19 protein-coding genes and 1 pseudogene are annotated in these 21483 nt (G+C 45.7%); 6 read left to right on the top strand and 14 right to left on the bottom strand.

Translation table 11 applies throughout. The features are described from left to right. Positions 1-22 precede the first annotated feature (22 nt). A complete protein-coding gene (locus tag ACES2C_RS09860) occupies positions 23-1336 on the top strand; it encodes a nucleotide sugar dehydrogenase (protein ID WP_374166768.1) in 1314 nt (437 codons plus the stop codon). A 144-nt stretch (positions 1337-1480) separates the two neighbouring features. On the opposite strand, the gene ACES2C_RS09865 is transcribed toward ACES2C_RS09860, so the two are convergent. The 3 genes and pseudogenes from ACES2C_RS09865 to ACES2C_RS09875 form a co-directional block, all read right to left on the bottom strand. Beyond that, positions 1481-3895, bottom strand: a complete 2415-nt coding sequence (locus ACES2C_RS09865; RefSeq protein WP_374166769.1) for a PAS domain S-box protein — start codon at positions 3893-3895, stop codon at positions 1481-1483. A gap of 150 nt (positions 3896-4045) precedes the next feature. After that, a pseudogene (locus ACES2C_RS09870) lies at positions 4046-4330 on the bottom strand (fasciclin domain-containing protein); the annotation flags it as partial. Beyond that, a complete protein-coding gene (locus ACES2C_RS09875) occupies positions 4330-4617 on the bottom strand; it encodes a hypothetical protein (protein ID WP_374166770.1) in 288 nt (95 codons plus the stop codon). The pseudogene ACES2C_RS09870 and the gene ACES2C_RS09875, both read right to left, overlap by 1 nt. An 831-nt stretch (positions 4618-5448) precedes the next feature. On the opposite strand from ACES2C_RS09875, the gene ACES2C_RS09880 reads away from it, so the two are divergent. After that, positions 5449-6948 carry an acyl-CoA dehydrogenase family protein gene (locus ACES2C_RS09880; RefSeq protein WP_374166771.1) on the top strand — a complete coding sequence of 500 codons (1500 nt, stop codon included), beginning with the start codon at positions 5449-5451 and terminating at the stop codon, positions 6946-6948. Here ACES2C_RS09880 and ACES2C_RS09885 read toward each other — a convergent pair. From ACES2C_RS09885 to ACES2C_RS09905, 5 genes are all read right to left on the bottom strand, one after another. Beyond that, the gene (locus ACES2C_RS09885; RefSeq protein WP_374166772.1) at positions 6916-7170 is read right to left on the bottom strand and encodes a hypothetical protein; all 255 of its coding nucleotides are present in this window, start codon (positions 7168-7170) and stop codon (positions 6916-6918) included. The two genes, ACES2C_RS09880 and ACES2C_RS09885, sit on opposite strands and share 33 nt — an antisense overlap. A 76-nt stretch (positions 7171-7246) precedes the next feature. Beyond that, the gene (locus ACES2C_RS09890) at positions 7247-7798 is read right to left on the bottom strand and encodes a hypothetical protein (RefSeq protein ID WP_374166773.1); all 552 of its coding nucleotides are present in this window, start codon (positions 7796-7798) and stop codon (positions 7247-7249) included. A gap of 131 nt (positions 7799-7929) precedes the next feature. Then, the gene (locus tag ACES2C_RS09895) at positions 7930-8103 is read right to left on the bottom strand and encodes a hypothetical protein (protein ID WP_374166774.1); all 174 of its coding nucleotides are present in this window, start codon (positions 8101-8103) and stop codon (positions 7930-7932) included. A 101-nt stretch (positions 8104-8204) separates the two neighbouring features. Further along, a complete protein-coding gene (locus tag ACES2C_RS09900) occupies positions 8205-8792 on the bottom strand; it encodes a response regulator (protein ID WP_374166775.1) in 588 nt (195 codons plus the stop codon). 143 nt (positions 8793-8935) lie between these two features. Further along, the gene (locus ACES2C_RS09905; RefSeq protein WP_374166776.1) at positions 8936-9385 is read right to left on the bottom strand and encodes a 3-oxoacyl-ACP synthase; all 450 of its coding nucleotides are present in this window, start codon (positions 9383-9385) and stop codon (positions 8936-8938) included. Between the two features lie 915 nt (positions 9386-10300). Here ACES2C_RS09905 and ACES2C_RS09910 point away from each other — a divergent pair. Together ACES2C_RS09910 and ACES2C_RS09915 are read left to right on the top strand one after the other, a co-directional pair. After that, positions 10301-11122, top strand: a complete 822-nt coding sequence (locus tag ACES2C_RS09910) for an MBL fold metallo-hydrolase (protein WP_374166777.1) — start codon at positions 10301-10303, stop codon at positions 11120-11122. 257 nt (positions 11123-11379) lie between these two features. Continuing rightward, positions 11380-12375, top strand: a complete 996-nt coding sequence (locus ACES2C_RS09915) for a glycosyltransferase family 10 domain-containing protein (protein WP_374166778.1) — start codon at positions 11380-11382, stop codon at positions 12373-12375. 108 nt (positions 12376-12483) lie between these two features. Here the strand turns inward: ACES2C_RS09915 and ACES2C_RS09920 are convergent, their stop codons facing one another. From ACES2C_RS09920 to ACES2C_RS09945, 6 genes are all read right to left on the bottom strand, one after another. Continuing rightward, positions 12484-13611, bottom strand: a complete 1128-nt coding sequence (locus ACES2C_RS09920; protein WP_374166779.1) for an XrtY-associated glycosyltransferase XYAG1 — start codon at positions 13609-13611, stop codon at positions 12484-12486. A gap of 22 nt (positions 13612-13633) precedes the next feature. Next, entirely contained in the window at positions 13634-13930 is a 297-nt protein-coding gene (locus ACES2C_RS09925) for a hypothetical protein (RefSeq protein WP_374166780.1), read from the bottom strand. 594 nt (positions 13931-14524) lie between these two features. Further along, the gene (locus ACES2C_RS09930) at positions 14525-14929 is read right to left on the bottom strand and encodes a hypothetical protein (RefSeq protein WP_374166781.1); all 405 of its coding nucleotides are present in this window, start codon (positions 14927-14929) and stop codon (positions 14525-14527) included. Positions 14930-14944: 15 nt separating this feature from the next. Further along, a complete protein-coding gene (locus tag ACES2C_RS09935) occupies positions 14945-15928 on the bottom strand; it encodes a glycosyltransferase family 2 protein (protein WP_374166782.1) in 984 nt (327 codons plus the stop codon). A gap of 35 nt (positions 15929-15963) precedes the next feature. Then, a complete protein-coding gene (locus ACES2C_RS09940) occupies positions 15964-17178 on the bottom strand; it encodes a glycosyltransferase family 4 protein (RefSeq protein ID WP_374166783.1) in 1215 nt (404 codons plus the stop codon). A 23-nt stretch (positions 17179-17201) separates the two neighbouring features. Beyond that, the gene (locus ACES2C_RS09945; protein ID WP_374166784.1) at positions 17202-19016 is read right to left on the bottom strand and encodes an ABC transporter ATP-binding protein; all 1815 of its coding nucleotides are present in this window, start codon (positions 19014-19016) and stop codon (positions 17202-17204) included. Positions 19017-19454: 438 nt separating this feature from the next. Between ACES2C_RS09945 and ACES2C_RS09950 the strand changes: the two genes are divergently transcribed. Together ACES2C_RS09950 and ACES2C_RS09955 are read left to right on the top strand one after the other, a co-directional pair. Then, positions 19455-20450, top strand: coding sequence for a hypothetical protein (locus tag ACES2C_RS09950; RefSeq protein ID WP_374166785.1), 996 nt, complete (start codon positions 19455-19457; stop codon positions 20448-20450). Between the two features lie 252 nt (positions 20451-20702). Then, entirely contained in the window at positions 20703-21476 is a 774-nt protein-coding gene (locus ACES2C_RS09955; RefSeq protein WP_374166786.1) for a polysaccharide biosynthesis/export family protein, read from the top strand. The last annotated feature ends 7 nt before the right edge of the window (positions 21477-21483 follow it).

Genomic DNA, 21483 nt, shown 5'->3' on the forward strand with positions numbered 1-21483 from the left:
TTTCACTCTTACCTTTACAGGCATGGACCTGAAAGGTGAGCGTAACGCGGCCGAAAAGATCGCGGTAATAGGACTGGGCTACGTTGGACTGCCATTGGCTGTTCAGTTTGCAAAGAAGTTTGCGGTAGTTGGTTTCGATGTTAAACCAGACAGAGTAAAAGAGCTGGATTCGGGATATGACCGTACCCGGGAAGCCGATCTTCGGGAACTGAAGCAGGCAATAGAGGCCGGCAGATCTTCTGACTCTGTTGCGGGTCTTCGATTTTCCTCTAACATAGAAGAACTTCGAAATTGCAATGTCTATATTGTTACCGTCCCTACACCCGTAAATCATTACAAAGCTCCTGACCTCCGGCCCCTGCTGACGGCTACGCGCATGGTTGGATCAGTGCTGAAGAGAAATGATCTTGTAATTTACGAGTCTACCGTCTATCCTGGTTGTACAGAAGATGATTGTATCCCGGTCCTTGAGCAAACTTCAGGACTTCGGTTTAATGTCGATTTCTATGCGGGGTACTCGCCCGAGAGGATCAATCCTGGCGATAAAATCAATACCCTGACCAAAATTAAAAAGGTCACCAGCGGCTCTACACCGGAAGCTGCAGAGCGGGTAGACCAGCTTTATAGTGCAATAATAGAAGCAGGAACACATCTGGCGCCGAGCATTAAAGTAGCCGAAGCCTCTAAAGCAATTGAAAATGCGCAACGCGATCTCAATATCTCGTTTGTAAATGAGCTTGCACTAATCTTTGACCGGATCGGGATAGATACAAACGACGTAATTGAAGCGGCCGGGACGAAGTGGAATTTTCTAAAGTACAAGCCCGGCCTGGTAGGTGGGCATTGCATTGGCGTAGACCCCTATTATTTGGCGCACAAGGCTCAGTCTCTTGGGTATCATCCTCAGGTCATCCTGTCGGGCCGCAGGGTAAACGACATGATGGGGCACTTCGTTGCTGCTAAGGTGGTTAAACTGATGATAGGGAAGGATCACAAGATAAAGGGCTCCCGTGCCCTTATTATGGGTTTTACATTTAAGGAGAACTGTCCTGATATCCGAAATACACGTGTGGTTGATATTTACGAGGAACTCCGGCAATTTGGCCTGGATGTAGATGTGTACGACCCATGGGCTGATGAAGACGAGGTGAGAAAGGAGTACGGCGTTGCTATTGTCAAAGAAGTTGGAAACGACGCCATTTATCAGGCTGTTATTGTGGCAGTGGCGCACCGCGAGTTTCTTGACTTCAACTTCTCCAGAATTCGGGCGAACGGGGGAGTGATTTTTGATACAAAAGCTTTCCTTGATCGTGAAATTGTTGATGCGCGACTATAAAAAAAACATGTGTTCTAAACTTTTTGACGGGTGTTACTGTTTATGTAGTATGCCGTATCATAGAAGGCGCCCCCTGGCAAGGGCGAAGATGGTTAGCTCTCTCAGCTAGCCTTTGTTGTTTTTAGCAAAGACCTTTCATCCGCCTCAGCTTTTTTCAGTATCCTCGGGATTAACTACCGGAAGGGTAAAAAAGAATGTAGAGCCTTTTCCTTGTTCGCTTTCAACCCATATCTCTCCCTGGTGGCGCCTGATGATTTCGGCGCAAAGATAAAGACCAATGCCAAACCCGGATATGTTTTTGGTCTTCTGGTTTTCCACCCGGTAAAAGCGTTCGAAAAGCTTTTCACGATCCTCCTTGCCGATTCCTATGCCTTCATCCTGCACGCTGACAAGTGCCAGCCCCAAACCGAGCGGTTTACAGTTGATCTCAATTACGGTGTCAGGAAGAGAGTATTTAATAGCATTACTGAGAAAATTCGATACTACCTGTCCGATCTTGTCCCGGTCAGCGTATATCGGAAGAGTGCCGTCCGGAAAGAATAAAATCGTGTGGCGTGTATTAACGAGCAGGATGTCTTCAATCACTTCTTTGACTAGTTCGTTGAGATCAAAGTTTTGTCTGTACAAGTGCAACTTGCCCGACTCCAGCCGGGAGACATTCAGGAAACTGTTGATCATGTTGACCATCTTGTTTACCTGGATATTTACTTTTTCCAGCGCACCAAGAGCAAAGGTGTCATTCTGTTTCGAAGCACGCTTTAACAGCATCTGAATATAGGCCTTAAGTGAGGTGAGCGGGGTTTTCAGCTCGTGACTTACAATGCCGATAAAGTCGTTCTTTCGCTGCTCATCCTGCTTTTGTTCCGTAATATCCATGATCACCCCGGCAAAGTGGGAAGGGTGATTCTGGTCGTCGAAATATGGTTTGCCGATGGTTCGGAGCCAGCGCAGTTTCTGGTCATGATAACCAATTACCGGGTATTCGTAGTTAAATGACGAATGGACAGAGATTGCTTCGGCTGAAGCTTTCTTTACAACTTCGCGGAATTCCTCAGTGATCTGATTAGTCAGTTCGGTAAATCCGGTCGCATCTGTAGCATGATAGCCGTGCAGCTCTTTCACCCGCGGAGAAAATGTGTAGGTCTCACTTGAGAGATCCAGCATCCAGGTGCCCAGTCTGGCCGCGTCTACCGACAGCCTGAGCATTTCTTCTGCTCGCTGCAGGCTTTGATTTGCCATCAATTGTTTTGTGACGTCCTGTACGGTGCCTATAAACCTTTCCGGCCGGTCTGAGTGGTCAAACAGCACTTTTCCGTTGGCCCGCACCCATCTTATTATTCCATCATCAGCCCCTACAGTTCTGAACTCAGCTTCGTACTCTCCGTTACTGAGCGCTTTGTTGTATGCTCTTTCGACGATTTTATTTACCCTGTTGCGGTCTTCAGGGTGCAGTCCCTGCAGGAAAGCATCTTCATAACTTACCTCCCTCCCGTCGTAAATGCCAAACAGCTCGCGGCAACGCGAATCCCATTCCAGCTTCCCGCTCCTGGGGTCGAGGTCGAAGAGCCCCAGACCGGATGCCTGTTTCGCAAGCTGGATCTGCCCATATAATTGCTCCAGTTCCTTTTCTGCTTTATACCGTTCAGTTACCTCTGTAATGATCGCCATAATACGGGTAACGGAGCCGTTATCTCCCTTTATTGGATGATAAACAGCGTCAAAGTATCCCTCCTTAAGTTCCCCCTGTCGCAATATTCGGCTCTTGATGTTTGTGCCCGTGAACGTCTCGCCGCTCGAGAAGACATTCTGAAGGATATTGAGATAAGGGTGCTCTGCTATCTCGGGCCTTGCTACAATGAGCGGCTTCCCGATCACATCTTCCGTCCTTCCCCACAGTTCCAGCACTTTGTCATTCACCAGCTCGATATAGAGGTCCGGACCTTCTAAGACGCATATCGCTACAGGAGCCTGCTTTACCAGATTACGGAAGCGCGCTTCGCTTTCAAAAAGATGCTGATTGAGAACTTTTAGATGGTGATAAGACTGATTGAGCTCTTCGTTAATAGCCGCCAGTTCCTCGTTCATCGCACCCAGCTCCTGATTAGTTGAAGCAAGTTCCTCAACCAGGGTCTGCTCTCTCAACTTGCCCTCACTGATCAGCTGTTCGTGTCGGAATCGATCACTTACATCCCTGGCGGTATGGAGGATACAGTATACCTGTCCCCGTTCATCACTGATTGGCAGGTATCTGAAATCAAAGTAAAACGTTGACAGTGTGCCGTCCACCTTTAAGGCAGAGGGAGTATTCGTTGCTTCATACGGAAGGCCTGTCTTCCACACATTTTGCAGGATGTTGATGAGGTGCTGGCCCTGCAGTTCCGGCACTGCTTCTTCAAGGGGCTTTCCGATTACACTTCTGTCTTTGCCCCAAATGCGAATCATCGCATTATTTGCGTTTTCAATGATTAGTCTTTGACCGCTGTATATTGCAGTCGCATTTTCTGACAGAGATAGTATCTCAAGTATTTGATTGCAACTGAGCCGGGCTTCACTATTCATTAGCAGTGTATACAGGTTTTGCGATAAATATATTTAATTTTCATCATACTCAGCGAACATCTATCCGCACTCCAGGGAAATAGGATATATAAAGCGAAAGGCCTCCGCGAAGATGCAGAGGCCTTTCTATTATATTGGGAATTGTCATTATTACTGCTTGGGCATCAGTACGCCGTTGATTACGTGCCCAACGCCATTTGTTCCTTCAAGGTCAAAGACTGTGACGAGAGCAGAGTGCCCCGCTGCGTCGGATATCTCCAGATTTTTGTTTGCATTCACTTTAAGCGTGAGTGTGCCTCCGTCAATCGTGTTTAGGGTGGCTGTTCCCTTTCCGGTCGTCAAGGCCTTGATAATATCAGCCTTTGTATACTTACCTGTTACGATGTGGCCTCTCAGTGCCGGCGTGAGTTTGGCGGGGTCTTTCAGCAAGCTATCTACACCTGCGCCTGACGTGAATGCCTGATCAGAAGGTGCAAAAACCGTATAAGGCCCCCCGAGTTTAAAGTATTTTCCAGTCCGGCAGTTTTGATAGCAGAGACCATCGTAGTGTTATAACCAGACTGAGAGATGGCCTGCACCACGTCACCAGAAGGCGCCGCAGCTTGAGTAGAGGCGGCTGCAGTGCCGTTTTGTTGGTTTGAGGTGCTATCCTGAGTCTGTGCATAAATTGTTGTGATTCCCATGGTTGCTGCGAGGGCAACAGTCATTAATATTTTTTTCATAATAGTTGTAGTTTATTAGCTAAGTACTACTAGTCAAAGTCGTGCCAAAAGAACAATCTGCCTTTTGCCGGGCCAAAAGCAAACATTTCAGGGTGTTCTGTATTATTCTTAGAACACTCGGATTGTTAGAAAAAGCAACAGGTTGTTGGAGTTGTCGACATTAGCGATTATTTGAAGATTATTTCTCGCCTGTCCTTGTGAAGTGTTATATTTGTTAACGGAAGTTCCTGTGTGCCAATTATTAAACATTATAAATCAAATTTGCCATGTCATTCTACTATGTAAGTAACAACCGCCAGTACGACGGCAGCTATGAGGTCCACAAAGAGGGTTGTGGGTTTATGCCGCTTAACAAAACTTTTTTAGGGCATTTTTCAAGTTGCGAGGAAGCAGTGAAAGAAGCAAAACGTCTTCACCTGAAATCGAAACCTTGTATCTATTGTACTTTTGAGTATCAGCAGGCTCAGTATCGGCATGGAGTGCGTGTCAGACATAAGGCCTAGGTGATAGCCAAGTTCAGGCAGGGTGCTGTATGCGAAGATGAGTGTTGCTTGATGGGCTTTGCCAGCGTTTAAGCAGCTGCACTTTTTTGAGAATGTTCGGTCAGGTCTTCCGGCATTGCATAGCGGAGGAGGGATGCTTTTCGGTAGCAGAAATAGTTCCTCGTCCGCTGTGTTTTTTATATATTTGCGCAAACCCCATTTGCCTTATCTGCTTTTAGTTAAAGTGATTATACAAAAACAAAACGAATAGACAGATCTGTTTTAAGAGCAACATCTGCAAACAGACTGGTTGCTGGAAAGAGAATCTAAAATAAAGTAAGTACCATATATGCTGTTAACTGATCTCAGTTTTTCTGAATTTATACACAACTTCGAGAATACCCTCCGCCATCTTTTCCGCGAGAAGGAAGATATTAACCAGCTGAGCCTGGAAAGAGGCCTGCCTCCCGCTGTTCTAAGCGAAATTATGTCTGGTGTGCCACTGTCTGTTGCTATTCCCGTGCAATATGGCGGGCGTGGAAGTATAGTAAAAGAATGCCTGGGCTTATTGTCTGCCGCTTCTTACGAATCGCTCTCCTTATCTCTTATTTTTGGAATTAATATCGCGCTATTCCTCGAGCCGGTTGCCAAGTATGCAAACGAGGGGATAAAGGGTAATATTTTTCAACGTTTCCTGGAACAAGGTCAGATGGGCGGGCTTATGATCACAGAGCCCGGATATGGAAGTGACGCCCTTAATATGAAGACGTTTAATAAGGAGATTGATGGCGGCTATCAAATCAAAGGTACGAAGCACTGGCAGGGGTTGACCGGCATGGCAGATTACTGGCTGATTGCCTGCAGGAAAGAGAACGGAGATGGTGAACTCGGGCGTGATATTGACTTCTTTATATCCGACAGTCACCAGGAGGGGCAGAAGGTGCTCGTAGAAGAATACTATGATAATGCAGGTCTGTATATGATCCCCTATGGCCTGAATAAGCTCGATCTCCGCGTTCCTCCTACGCATAAGCTCGAACCGGAGACGACGGGAATAAAAATGATGCTCGACATCCTGCACCGGAGCCGGATGCAGTTCCCGGGAATGGGAATGGGATTCATTAAACGAATGCTTGACGAAGCGATCGCTCATTGTACCAACAGGATGGTAGGAGCAGGAAACTTGCTGGCCATGGACCAAATTCAATTCCAGTTGTCGCGTATTCAGACTGCCTACACCATTTGTTCTGCCATGTGTGCACGAAGTAGTGAGATTAGCGGGATTGATCATAATCTTGCGGCTGAAGGTATAGAGGCGAATAGTATGAAGGCTGTTGTGACCGACTTGATGCAGGAATCCGCGCATTTGCTCGTGCAGGTTTCTGGCGCTAACGGTTACCGGATCAGTCATATAGGGGGCAGAGGGATTATGGACAGCCGTCCGTTTCAGATTTTTGAAGGCTCTAATGAAATGCTTTATGCTCAGATAGCGGAAGCTGTTACGCGGCAGATGAAAAAGCAGAAGGAAGCCAGTTTGTACGGCTTCTTAAAGGGATTTGCGTTAACAGCCCAGGCCTGCGACTATTTCAGAAACAATCTGGACGTGCAAATTAACGGTGCTTTAAATCAGCGTAAGCTGGTTGACCTGGGAAGGATTGTAGCCCGCGTGGTATGTATGGAATACGTTGTGGCGTTACAGGCAAAGGGATTTCGCAAAGATTTGGCGGACAATTGCATCGTGATGATGCAGCAGGAGATCTCGTCCCTCATGTCTTCCTTTAACGCTCGTAATGAGGTGACTGTTGTGGAAGATTATTCACACGACAGTTCCTGGCTGCAATTCGTTTAAGAGATCAGCCACCGATTGCCCCACGGCTTGTGCCAGGCCAGCCGACAGCTTTAGTCTGTTCGTCTCTGCATTGGACCAAACGTTTGCAATCTGATCTCTCAGCAGCGTGTAGGTGGTATTGTACAGAACTACTTTGATCTCAAGGATAGAAGGCTGGATGAGCCGGTGGCTTTCGAAATAGGTTGTATAGATGCGATCGTCGTAGTGAACCTTTAATTCCATTCTTTCTGTTACTTTTGCGCAAAGATGATAATAAATGAGCCTTTTTCAATGTCGAAAAAGGCTCATTTATTATCTCCTAAACGGCGGCAGCGCTTTGCTCCCGATGAAACCTGATCAGTCCCGGAATTGGTGATTTTAAGATTACACCCATCTCCATCCCAAATTCAGCAGCTACAGAGGCAAGTATATCTTTAAAGCAGAAGGCTACAGAGCCGATGCAATTAAGTTTTAGATCGCGGTAGCCCGGATACAGTGAAACAAGGTTTTTGAAGAAATCTCTAAATGCAGAACGGATCAGCTGCTGGCAATATTCACTGTCCATATTCGTGTCAAAGAATTTCGTAAAGCTTGCACAGAAACGGTTCGCCAGCGGTTTCGTATAAATATTGTCCATAATTTCATGTTCTGAAATATGGTACATATCCTGAAAGTTTTTCTTAATCTCAGGAGGTACTGTATCTCTGATGATATCTTTTAATAGCTGCTTGCCCATGTAGCAGCCGCTTCCTTCGTCACCCAGGATATAGGCTGCGGAGTCGATATTACGGGTAATATCCTTGCCATCATACAGGCAGGTGTTGGTGCCGGTTCCCAGGATAGCAGCGAAGCCCTTATCGTGTCCCAGCAAGGCACGGCAGGCTGCAAGCAGGTCGTGCTCAATTTCAATTTGCGCCTGCGTGAAGACTTGCTGAAACGCTCTTTTCAGAATGGCCGCTTTCTCCGCATTATGTACACCAGCGCCGTAGAAATAAAGTTCTTTTACGTCTTCAGTCCTAAATGTTTCGGGTAAGCTTTTTTTAAGGACTCTACAATGTAAGGCTCGTCCACGTAGTAGGGATTATATCCCTCTGAATGAAAGTCGATGGTTTCTTCAGTTGAGCCTATCAGCGTCCAATGTGTCTTGGTAGATCCTCCGTCTGCTATAAGTATCATAATTGTTGTTTTTAAAACTTAAAGGTAGAAAAACTTAGTGTAAATAATACACTCCCGTCGAAATGATTTTCGTCACTCTTTCGGCCGGGGGTAGACCACGTTCAGATTATCCCGGCTTTGCACGCTAATCGTATAAGCTGAGCAGAGTTTTTTACTCCTGTTTTATCAATCAGATTTTGGCGATGCCCTTCTACTGTTCTTCGGCTGGTAAATATCCTGGAAGCTATTTCATTGTTAGTATGGCCTTCTGCTATTAGTTTCAGTACCTCCAGCTCCCGATTGGTAAGGTCGGAAGCTGCCGGCAGCGGAACCCGTTGCTCGAAACTTTTGCAAGCTCTGTTTAACATCACCATCCCTAATTCAGCGCAAACCATTTTCTTTCCTGCCGCAACATGCCTGATCGCGAACAATACCTCCTCTGTACTCGTGTTTTTTAACAAGTAGCCGCTTACACCGAGCCGAAAAGCTTCATAAATATATTTTTCATTGTCCATCATTGACAGGACGATTAATTTGATTTGAGGATAGCGCTGCTGCAAATGCTCTATGAGTGTCAGGCCATCCATCTCCGGCATGCTAAGGTCAGTTAAAATAATATCTGCTTCCGTTTTATTTTCAAGCAGGGGGAGCACCTCTTTCCCATTGCTTACTTCGGCCGTGACGAGAACGTCGCCCTCTCGTTCCAGCATTGTTTTTTGTTCCGCTCCTTACAATTTGATGGTCTTCTACGAGTACTATCCTGATCATTAGACTTAGGTTTATAAGTCTAATAATATTCATTGGTTAAAAATGGTTTATAATATTCAATATATTTTTATATGGTGCCGGCAGTTTACATGAGTTTAGTGATCCTGTATTCCTGCCCGTTCATGCTGACCATATCTCCCTCTGTTTTCCCTGCAAACGCCCGGGCAAGAGGAGAGCTCGGTGATATTACTTGAAAAGTATAGGTATCGAGTATCATAAGACCAATGGCTGTAGCGATATAGAAGTTGCCACGACTGGTGAATACCAGGCTCCCTGGTTGTACGGTTGCCGTCTGCTTTGAAGGATTAACAAGAGACAGCCCATGCTTTAATTTACGGGCCTCCATCAGCCGGGTCTGGTTGAAGGAGATCTCTTGCTCCATCATTTCGCGGCTCGTTTCGTACTTGTCGCCTGCACTGCTTTTGGTTTCGTTAGACTGAGCGTCCTTTGCCGATCTGATATTCAGCTCTGCTGCTGCGATCCGCGCCTCTGCTTCCGCGATGCATAGACGATACAGTTTCTCCTTCAGTGTCATGCCGGCAAATAAAGGAAAAATTGTGCGGCAAGTTATTTTTTTCTCAAGGTGTATAATAAACAATAAGCAGCAGCGTATATATATTCGATAAGGTTTAGGTGCCCTGCTCACGCTCATCGTGACGGGGCTTTTTTATGCCCCATTTGCGACGCACTGTTATAGTGTGAAAGGCCCGAATCCGCTTTAAGTAGCTATTGTTAGCTTGGGACAAGCGCGTGGAGGGCGGCTGCTCCATTGGAACCTTAGCTTTACCCTGCCTGAGTACGGTCCAAGGCCGTTCTGAGCCTGGTCCCTCCCTGTTTAGAGCCCCCACCCTGCATGCATAGGACATAGACCGATTTAGGACCGGGCCAAGACCGACATGACTCGGTGCTGACTCGGTTCTGAGTCGGTCCTGAGTCGGTCCTGAGTCGGTTCTGACTATAACAGAACTTGGGCATGTCTCAGGTTCGTCTCGTCCTGAATAGGCTATCGTCCCGTCCTAAATAGTCTATACAGAAGATTATTGGATTAATAATAAATAAGCTATACAGGGTGAGATGTTATTTCTGAAGTAGCTATACAGGTTGATATGTAATGGCGCTATACAAAGTAAATCTTCATTTTTATAGTTTATTTTTTTCGACGTTTTTTAAGTAAGCCTCGTTGCTGGTATGCAACCGGTGGAGACAGGAAGTCGCAACTGCTACGTGGTCCTAGCGCATTGTAGGCCTGATGCTCTTTCTGATCTTATTGGTCGTCTGTTCGGGGCGAACAGGGGAATGGTGAAGATCGAGTTCAGACTTTATACTTTCATCGGCCCTTAAAGGAGGTTCGCATGTCTTAAAGCCAATTTTATATTCCTTCCTGATCTGAAGTCTTTCTCGCAAAATGTCCTGCCTTTTTTCGAACTTTGCAGGACAGGTCATTCTGCATATGCAATTATATATCACCTCTTTGAATTCGGGAAGTAACGGGAATTGCTATTACATTGGTAATAGCAAGGAAGCTGTTTTGATTGACGCGGGGATCTCTTGCCGGGAGACCGAGAAGAGAATGAAAAGACTGGGCCTTTCCATGAACAGGGTGAAAGCTTTGTTTGTGTCACATGAGCACTCCGATCATATTAAGGGGATTGCAGGTCTTTGTAAAAAATATCAGTTTCCCATCTATATTACGGATCGAACGCGCGAGCGCGGCCGCCTGCTAATCCCAGATTTTCAAGTTTCGTCCTTTCGTCCGTATGAGCCCGTCGTGATTGGTGACCTGCTGGTTACGGCTTTTCCGAAGTATCATGACGCTACAGATCCACATAGCTTCATAGTCAGGCACAAGGATTTGCGGGTGGGCGTTTTTACTGATATCGGTCGTCCCTGCGATCACGTCATCAGTCAGTTTAGGCAGTGCGATGCGGCTTTCCTGGAGGCAAACTATGACGAGGACATGCTGGAGAACAGTTCTTATCCATATTTTTTGAAGCAAAGGATTCGGGGAGGTATGGGGCATTTATCAAACAGGCAGGCGGTGGAACTGTTTCAAGCCCATCGGTCGCCTAAACTCACACACCTGTTCCTATCACACCTTTCCGAGAATAATAATTGCCCTGGTAAGGTGCAACGCCTTTTTAGTGAATGTGCTGGTTCAACAAGGATAGTGGTGGCATCGCGGTATGAAGAGACAGCAGTGTATGTGCTTGGCAGAGAACTGCCGGTTGAGATGGTAGGAGGAGGGAAAGTGGAGCAATTGCAGTTCTTTTGATTGGCGGCTATATTTCCTCTCCTCAAACTCGTCCCGCTTTAAATAGGTTTTCAAATCTGTGTCGAAATCTCAGGACCTCTTGTAAATGTGAAAATAAGGTCAGATCTTAGTAGTGTACAGCAGCTCTCTTAAACCTCCAATCAAAATGGAGCCATCAGCTTGATTGAATTTTTGTCTATGTTTAGGAATGGAGGGCGTTAGGGATAAATAGCTTAGTCAAGTTAACCAAGACCTGGATATCCAATAAACCCATCGCAATGTTTCTCAGTCCGATTTTAGGTAAGATAAAAAAGAAATTAAAAGCTGGAGGAGAAGAGAATCACCTGAGCCAATATCAGAAGGATCTGCTTTTCTCAAGAAACTCCAATGTCAAGGTGTTCAATTTCTGGGCTGAGCTGAAAAAGATAGAAGATCTTTGGTTTTATCAGTTTATTAACAGATACCAGGAAGGGTTGTATACGTCCGAAAGACCAATTACTTTCTTTTCGGTCTATGGCGATCGCGAAGTGATGGAAGTTAATCGTGAGAGACCGAGGGTCTTTTATACTGCCGAAAACGTGGATCAGTATCGAGGTTATGACGATCATTGTTTGAAAGACGTGGATTTGTCGATCGGCTTCGAGTATTTAGACGCTTCGAACTATCTCCGTTTCCCTCTTTGGATCACCTGGTTCTTCAAACCTCTTCTTGATTTCGAAAATGTTATAAGACAAGTAAATGATATCTCTCATTTCAACTATGATTTCGATAGAAATAGAAGATTCTGCACCCTCATTGCCAGTCATGACCAAAACGGAATAAGGTCAGAAATAAGCAAAGTAGTGGGACAGGTGGGCCGCGTAGACTTTGCTGGGAGGTTTTGCAATAACACTCGCGAGTTACATAAGGTCTATAACAACAGCAAGCATTATTTTTTAACGCTTTATAAGTTTAACGTCTGCCCTGAGAACTCTAATAAAGACGGATATGTTACGGAAAAGATTTTTGAGGCAATAAACTCAGGCTGTATTCCGATCTATTGGGGCAGCGAGGGCCGGCCGGAACCAGAGGTGCTAAATCCGGATGCTATCTTATTTTATGACAGAAGCGATCCACGAAGGCTTCTGAGACAAGTGGATGAGTTGAATTCGAACGAGAAGTTGTACCGCGAATTTGTACTGCAGGACCGGTTTCTGCCCTGTGCGGTAGAGTATATCTGGAACCGGTTAGAGGAGCTTTATAGGAGGTTAAAAGAGATAGAGAAAAATTTATAGGTGTGCCAGGAAAGCTGAGTGAGGTGCCCTTTGTCGACAAAGCGGCACTCATATGCACTTCAATTCGCTTTCTCTCGCCCGATTTTGAAGCGCTATTGCGCTCCAAGTCTATAGTGTCTTTTTATAAAAAGAGATATACTGTTCGGCAAGAAAGCTAGGGTCAAAGTCTCTCTCAATTGTTTCTTTACTCTTTTTTTCGATCTCTGCCCGGTTTTTCGAGGCGTTGTACGCATCTCGTAAGGATGCAGCCACATTCTTAATATTTGCGATGTCAGTTTCCCATCCCAATCCGCGCTTTTGCACATAGGCAGAGAGTCCTACATGCTTGCTCAGTAGTACTGGTGTTCCGACGTTGAGTGACTCAACTACAACCACGGCGAAATTTTCATTATGAGAAGTAAGTGCAAAGAGATCACAACTCGCGAGGAATTCAAATCTCTCATCACCTTTTTTCCAACCTAGCCAGTCGAGCTTAGTTTCGATTCCGCAATCTCTTGCAAGTATTTTTAGCTCGTTGACGTATTCTTCATCACCCGAGCCGGCAATCTTTAAGGCAAAGTTGAACTCGACTAAGGATAACGCTTTAATGAGGATATCAAGCCCCTTCTTGGCGTCTATCCTGGATAGAAAACCAATAGTAAAAACTTTGTTAGATGTACGTGAAAATGTTTTATCAGCAAGATCAACAAGATTAAATATCGTTTGGCCCTGCCATGTTGGATTCACCCTCACTGATTCTTTCCATTCCGCCTCTGACGACACATGTAACAATGTATGCCTGAGCAGCCTTTTCCCAATAGTTGAATGGATTAGGGCCTTAACCGTTTTTTTCTTGCCGAAAATGTAATCGCATAGCATTCCATGCGGTGATAAGACCGGCTTTACGCCCCGCCGTTTGCATACCCATGTAGCCGCTATTATTAGCGGGTTCCACCATGAATGCAGATGAACCGCGTCAAAATCTCTAACCGTTCTCCATGTTGCAGATAGCAGATCTGGGGAAATATGTGTATGGTCGCCCGTAACTCTCTTGAAGTACCTTACAATCACACCCTCAACCACAATGGGAGAATCAGAATCTACCGGAAGTTCTTTGTTTCCATTCGCTGTTGTGGTGTATACCGTTACAGAGTGGCCTTTCAGCGCAAGTGTTTCTGCTAGTCGGGCTGACACCGTAATCGTGCCTCCGTATATAGTGGCGGGCTTGTAGGATGGAATAATAAATAGAATTTTCATGTTGTTTTTCATCTTAATACTATCAGCGTGGTAACTCAAAAGGGTCTGTTACAAGGACTATTTTGTTGGGCCTTAAAGAGTTCATTGCTTTTTTCAGGACCAGCGTCAGCGCTTTCAACCGCTCCTGCGTCAGCTTTTGAGGGAATGCAGGAATGCAACCAGTTCTGGCTAACACGGATTCAAAAATACGGCCGAGTTTAGATAATGGATCGACCCTTAAGATGGCCAGGGAGGGACCTTCTCTCACCGCTCTTTGCTTCGATGTTACGGCGAGCATATATCCGTTTAGCCGACCGGAGAATGCCCTTGCTTCTTTCATAAGTTGTCTTTAAAGATCATTTTACGCGTCAATTTGTTCACGTCGCTGACAATCACTTTCAAGTTATTGGGGAACATCAAGATATAGAGGGCAACAATTATCCAGGTGCTTGGATGTATGATAGCATCTGAGATCAAAAGTGATAAAGGCAGGAACACCTGGTAAAACTCAGCCATGAGTATTTGATACGGCTGGTCTTCCGGAAATACAATCATTATAATGTTAGTATCAAAACCGATATATCTAAAAAAATCAGCAGGAGATAGAGTACAAGAAAGATAAACACAAGAGGCTTTGCAATTAAGCAGAGCATAATTGATAGGGCGACCATTTCGACCAATGTCAGCACCTGCTCTTTTCGCTTAAATAGCCTTGGTGATCGTTTGACAGCAAAGGTATTGATACCGCTTTCTATGTCTTTTTTTCTGTCGTAGAACTGGTGCCAAAGTATACCTCTAAGTCCGTAGGAAAGAGACCACACTGCTACAGCTCCAAACCAGTAGGGGTTGATTGGATGGCCGGTGTAATAAGACAGGTGGGCCACCATGAAAAGACCTGGGAACAAGTGTGCACCACATGCGTCGGCGAGGACTCCTAAGGTGCCTCTTTTTTTAAGCGTACCGGCGGGATGGAGTATAATGAGAATGAGATCCAGGCGAGCGCACAGAAAGTAACTCCAAGAATGTCTTCGCGGATGTAATAAATCGCTCCCAGCTCGATCAGAACACATAAGCTCGGGAATAGCCATCGGAATAGCGGTTTGACGTTTGCCATTCTGTTGCTTTTTCCACAAGCAAGGTCCTCATCTATGTCAGTTACGTCATTAATAATGCTTACATAAACGATACCGACCGTCATGAAGATCAAGATGCAAAGAAGCCGGATGCTTACATCTGCGACGCTGACGCCTTCGACAATTGCTGTTGCGAAATAAATAGCCAGTAGGGGGAGTTTGTACTCCCACCATTCGTGACTGCGGATCGTTTTCAGGATGCTCATAGACGACACACGCTCTTATCTTGTTAGCTTTAACTTTCTACCCAGACTGATTATCTTGACGTTCAGGTACTTGCCGACTATCGAAGGGAAGATGGTGAATGTAAACCGTGCGTTTACCTTTAGGGCTCTTCTTACCAATGCCGTGAACTCCCTGAGGTCTTTATCTCTGAAAACCCGGTGTTTGGCAAGTACTACCAGATTTTCGACTAGTTTCTTCTGAAGCCCCTGGCGTTCTTCTTCAGATATTGAATCAGAAAAGCGCTGCAGAATAAAGGTGATATCCTCTATATACAACAGCTTCATTACTTCCACGCCATCTCTCCCATCAAAGATGTTTGTTCCATCAATGTGCTTTTTCCAGAGGCGCTCTTTTGAAAATGCGGCTTTGCATGGTTTTGCGAGGATAAGATCGAGAAGCATGCACCAGTCATCTGCAATATTTACCTTGTGATTCCACCCTGTTTTCATGGAAGATCTGCGGATAACAAGAGATGAGGAGGGCGATGGGCAATTGTTTAAGTATAACTTCCGGAGGTCCCCGTTGTTTAGCGTGACCCAGGTTGTGCCGTTTGTATTTGACAGATAGGGCTTCATGAACTTATAGTCAGTGAACGAGTCGCGATAGATCCCTAAAATGTTAGCCTGGTCCCAGTTGCTGAAAACAAAATCAAAAGATCCCTCTTCCAGTTTTTCAATGCATTTTTCGAGAAAATCAGGGTTCCAGCAGTCGTCAGAGTCGAGCGATGCGATGAAGGCTCCTTTTGCTCGTTGTAAACCGTTGTTACGAGCGGCACCTTGCCCTCCATGTGCCTGTCTGACATACTCGATAGCCGGGTATTTTTTTATGATCTCTTCCGTGTTGTCTTCGGATCCGTCGTCAATTACAAGAAGTTGAATGTTGCTGTATGTTTGAGCTAAAACACTTTCAATTGCGGTTGAAAGTATTCTCGCACGATTATAGGTAGGAATGATGACAGAAACCAGAGGTTTTTGATTCATAGCTTTTTGTGAGTTGTAAATAAACGTGCCAGGTTTTACGCTAATTCTGTATCTAATGTTTCGCTTTTAATTTTGTCGGCGCCTGACGCGATCGTTAATATTCGTGCAGCAAACTCGTCTTCCGGAATATAGGGAATCAGTTTTGCTACACGTTCCGCCCCTTCCCTTCCCATGTTTTCCCAGTCGTAGCGGGCTGCCCAGGCTCTTTCCATCGCGGCATCAAAAGAGTCTTCATTTGCGTGCCCGATAAAGCCGTTTTTTCCTTCCTGTACGACCTCTGCGATCCCTCCCGCCCGGGAAACGATGACAGGTCTGCCCGCTGCCATGGCTTCCAGCATGGCGAGTGGTTGTCCTTCGCTTCGGGAAGGAAGGACCAGAGCATGATGACTTTTCCAAATCTCTTCTATGTCGTCCACGTGACCAATGAATTCGACGTTCTTTACATTTAGAAAGGCTGCCATCTCCTGAAGGCCCTGCCTGTCTACGCCTGTTCCTATAAAGGATACTTTCACCGGGCGCTCCTGCCACTTACTCTGAGCGAGGATTCTGATTAAAATGTCCTGTCCCTTATCAAGGAGGAAAAGGCGTCCTATACAGGCGAGACGAAACTCGTCGCCCGGCGTGGGATATTTAATGACTCCTTTCCTGATTTTTACTGGGTTTTGTATTACTTCTGCATTCGCAAGCCGCATTCCAAACTGCTCTTCTGTTAGCCGTGCATTATGTTGGGAAACAAAAAAACACCTTTTTGCTTTTAGAAGCGCTGCTTTCATATAAGAACGTTCGAAGTCCTGGGGCCAGTAAAAGTCTACTGCTTTTTGAGCCACTACGATATACGGAATGCCGTGCTCTGCACATTGGTAGGCATTGCCCAGGCCGTCGAAATTGATGCCCTGTGCTATTATGACGAGATCAGGGGAGATCTGCAGTATTTTTTTCGTGAAAACGTATTTGATCTGCTTCTCTTTTTTCGTAAACCTGCTGGTGGCTGCACGATAGAGGCGCTGAGTGACGCGTGCTACCAGGCCCTGTTTGGGCTTTTTAGGTTGATATTCCTCAAGTATCACTCCTTTTGCCGCCAGCTCCACAAACTTAGGGTGCTCGAAGTTGATCTTATATTTCATTACGTACAACTGGAAGCCTGCGGACTGCAGGAAGGGAAGTGCTTTTGCCCAGAGCTCTTCACTGCCGCCCCAGTCCTCTAAAATACTGCTGACGATGACTATTTTAGCTTTTTGTGTTGATATCATATTATACGGAACAGGGTGAGTAATTAAACGGCGTCGACATGCGCGTTCCTGAATAGTCGCGAATATTCTCCATCAACCATGATGAGGTCTTCATGTGTGCCTGCCTGTTTTATCTCTCCGTCGGCAAGGACGTATATGTAGTCGGCGTGTCTGATTGCAGATGGTCGATGACTTATAATCACCGCAGCTCTTTTTCCTATGCTGCTGCGAAATTTTCGGAGAAGCTCCAGCTCTGCGCTGAAATCTTGTGCGCTTGTCGCTTCATCGAGAATGATGAATCTTGAAGGACGATAGAAAGACCGGGCGATGGCAAGCCTTTGCCACTGGCCGATACTCACTTCATGCCCGTCCTCAAAGATCCTTCCCATCATGGTGTTGTACTGGAGGGGAAACTTTTCTATGTATTGATTTGCGCCTGCGTTTTGAGCGGCTTCTACTACTCTGCTATCCGAATGGCTGCCGTCAATGTCACCGAGACGGATGTTTTCTGCTGCCGTAATGTTATAATGTCCGAAATCCTGAAAAACCGTGCTGATCTGCTTTCTGTAATCAGTGAAGCCGAATTCACGGATATCGGTGCCGCCCAGCGTAATACGGCCTTCGGTGGGATCGTATAAGCGGCATAGCAGTTTGATTAGCGTCGATTTCCCTGCTCCGTTGAGGCCTACGATTGCGATAATCTTGCCGGAGGCAATGGTCATGTTGATGTTGCGGAGGGTTGGGCGGTCTGCATGAGGATAAGAGAAACTGACGCCCTCAAGTCGGAGATCGAGTTTCTCTTCATTAGGGATAGTAAGTGCCGTTTCAGGGTCTTTTTGTTTCCCTTTAAGATCGAAGAACTGGAACAAATTGGAAACGTAGATATTGTTCAGGTATAATTGAGAAATATTCGAGGAAAGGCTCTGCATGATACCGAAGGCCTGCAGGAACGCAAATAAAAAGATGGTAATGTCTCCTACACTGTTTTCGCCGTTGATCGCACTAAATGCAATGAATGCAATGCAGGAAAGAAAACCGAGGGCAGCCAGAATACTTGTAAAAATTTCGTTGATAGTCCGCTTTCCTGTAATGCTGAGCCACTGCCCCAGAAGATCGATGCGTATCGATGAGTAGAGGTTTCGGAAGTGTTCACCGATATTAAAGGCTCTGATTTCCTTCGCATGGTTTTCGGAGGTGAGCAGATAGCTATAATAGCCGCATTGCCGGTCGAGCGGAGTTCTTTTGATCCTCCATGCGTTAAGTTTGTCTGCAAACCTTATTCTCACAAATAGTGTCGGGATTACAAAGAGGATCATGAGCGGGAGTAACAGCCAGTTGATAGAAACTATCACGGAAGCGAGCCCTATTGACATCATCAGGTTTTTGGCAATATCAACCAGATTGTGGACAACTGCATTTGGTCTTTCAGCCCCCGCTTCGCGGGCCCTTTTCAAGACGTCAAAATAATCAGGACTTTCATAAAATTCTAAATCCAGTTCCATTGCCCTCGTGTGGATCTTGTTATCGATCCGCTCGCCCACTTTCATCGCTTGAGTTTCCGTAATGTAGCCGGAAAGCGACTTTGCGACAATATAGAGGATGGAGACCACCGTGAGGACAATGAGATTGTTGAGTAAATCGGCGTGTGCGCGGGCCGCCTCCGACGCAGGATGTGCTACGACATCTATCAGCCTTTTAAACACGTAGAGAGACGCGAAGTATATTCCTGTTTCAACGAAAATGAGAATGACCGACAAGACAGTCCATCCTTTCGCCAGGGACAGGACCAGTTGCAGTGTGCGTTTGATGTTCAGGTTCGTTCTAAGCTTGGCGACCTTCGCAATAATGTTCTCTATCATACAGTTTGGAAGGTTTTCACTTTCGATAAATCAGTGGACATATATCTTTTCTTAACGAGTGGCATACTGAGAATGAAAAAACCGCCTATATTGTGCGTATTTTTCATATGAATCGGGCTATCCCCTAACTGTTCTTCCTAGACAAAAACAGAACCAAAGGCTATCGGGGGTAAATAAAAAACCATTTTCTCTGTTCGGTGTTGAGTTGAATAATGACCTATATCACTTATCATGTGAAACTTCTTTGCTAATTTGGGAATTTTTTTCCTGATATGTAGAAAAGTGTGAATTATTTTTCTCTCTCGTTGTATGTTTTCTATTTTGACTAGCGCATGTTCGGATGAATTAAGTAGTATTCTCCAATGCTTTGAACGGCAAAAGACACCTGACTTAACCTCTTCCTCGGTATCTGGCATTAAAATCGAATAACCAGTGAAGATGGAAACCACTTTGTCGGGCCTTGAACAGTCGATTTCCAAGGCTGTAGATTATCTGTACTATCGCCAATATCACAATGGTGAATTTTGTTGCTATATTTCAGACAACGAAGCGATAAAGGGCTGGATGGCACCCGACTCTGCAGTATTTCCTACGGCTCTCATTGCTGGAGCTTTAATTTGTACTCAGGAGGATCCTCGCGTCGACTCGATATTAAGGAAGTCGACTTTCTTCTTCGAGTGTCAAATGCAGCCGGGTGGAGTATGGAACTACTTTACGAAATGGAGCCGCTATAGTCTTACTCTTCCGCATGACGCTGACGACACAGCATGCGTTTCTGCTGTGTTCAGGGACCGGAATATTGAGTGGCCGCGACCAGATAACAAGGTCCTTCTTTATATAAATAGGAATGCAAAGGGCCTCTTTTATACATGGTTCGCGATGCACCTGAAGCTAAGCCGAAATCTAAGGTATTGGCGGCTCGCTTTAAGAGAGTTCGGGCCACCCTGGACGCGTCAATTGGTCTGGATAAAAACGGACTGCAAGCGTAATGACGTTGATGCAGGGGTTAACGCAAACGTGCTGTATTACCTTGGAGAGAACTCGCTCACAAAGCCAGCAGTTGACTATCTCGTCAATATTATTGAAGAAGGACGGGAAGATGAGAGTGATAAGTGGTATCGGAGTCGGTTCTTTATTTACTATTTCCTGGCGAGGAATATAAGGGTCGGAATCAGGGGCTTGGAGCGCGTCAGGAATACTATCATCGACCGTATAGTGGCGGCGGTGCAGGAAGATGGAAAGGTTGGAAAAAGTGTTTTGCATACCGCGCTTGCTGTAAGTTCACTTGTCAGTTTGTCCTACAAGGGGCCTGCCCTTGATAGATCCGTTCAGTATCTGTTAGCTCAGCAGCAATCGCATGGCGAATGGGAGAGATGGGCGTTTTACTTCGGGGAGGCTTTGGCAAGATGCACTGCTGGGGCTCGGAAGAGTTGACCACCAGTTTCTGCATTGAAGCACTGGCTCGTTATCGTGCACGGGTTAAAAGCCAAGCTGAGAAAGAACATACGGTCCCGGTGGAGGCTTCTTCTTAGTTGTATTTGCTGTTTTTGTTAAATTAATACCTGATTGAGCTTTTCTTTAAAAAAAAATAAAATTTGCCTGCAATGAAAAAAAGTTCTAAATTGCGTCGGGGAAATTCTTGATAAAAGTCATATTCTAGTTTTTACTAATTTCTTTACAATTTCTATGTTGAAACCTCTCACAGTTGCTATTTATCGCATTGCGATGGCCCTGTCCTTTGTCTGCCTCATATCATCCTGCAGTATCAAACGTGTAGCGTATTTTCAGGATATCCCCGACACTACTAAGGGACGCTCCGTTGCGACAGCAGAGTTTATTGACCCGGTCATAGTTCCCGACGATGTCTTAAGTATTTCGATTCAGACCATAGATCCGCAAGCTTCGGCCGCCCTGAATCAAACGCCCGCTACTTCCGGAGGCGCTCAGACCGTATCTGGGTACCTTGTGGACAAATTAGGAAACGTGGAAGTCCCGATGCTCGGGATCCTCAAATTGGCTGGTTTAACCACAGCCCAGGCGAGAGAGAAGATCAGGCAGGAGGCTTCAAAGTTCTACCGCGATCCCACGGTCCAGGTCCGTTTCGCCAATTACAGGATCACTGTCCTGGGAGAAGTAAACCGGCCGTCTACTTTTATTGTGCCCAGTGAGAAAGTATCTGTCCTCGACGCAATTGCTATGGCTGGTGACATTACCATATTTAGCAAAATGAAAAATGTGATGCTTATCAGAGATAATGGCGACAAAAAGGATATCTACAGGATGGACCTTACCAGCAGCAAGCTGATGCAGTCGCCAAACTTTTATCTGAAGAAGAATGATGTTTTGTACGTTGAGGCAAACAAAGATAAAGTAGCAGCCGGGGCATTAAGCAGAACCCGTTTTATAACAATAGGACTGTCCATCGTCTCGGTTGCAATTTCCATAATTACCCGTCTCTAAGCTAGAA

Source organism: Arcticibacter sp. MXS-1, assembly GCF_041902385.1.
Classification (GTDB): Bacteria; Bacteroidota; Bacteroidia; order Sphingobacteriales; family Sphingobacteriaceae; genus Arcticibacter.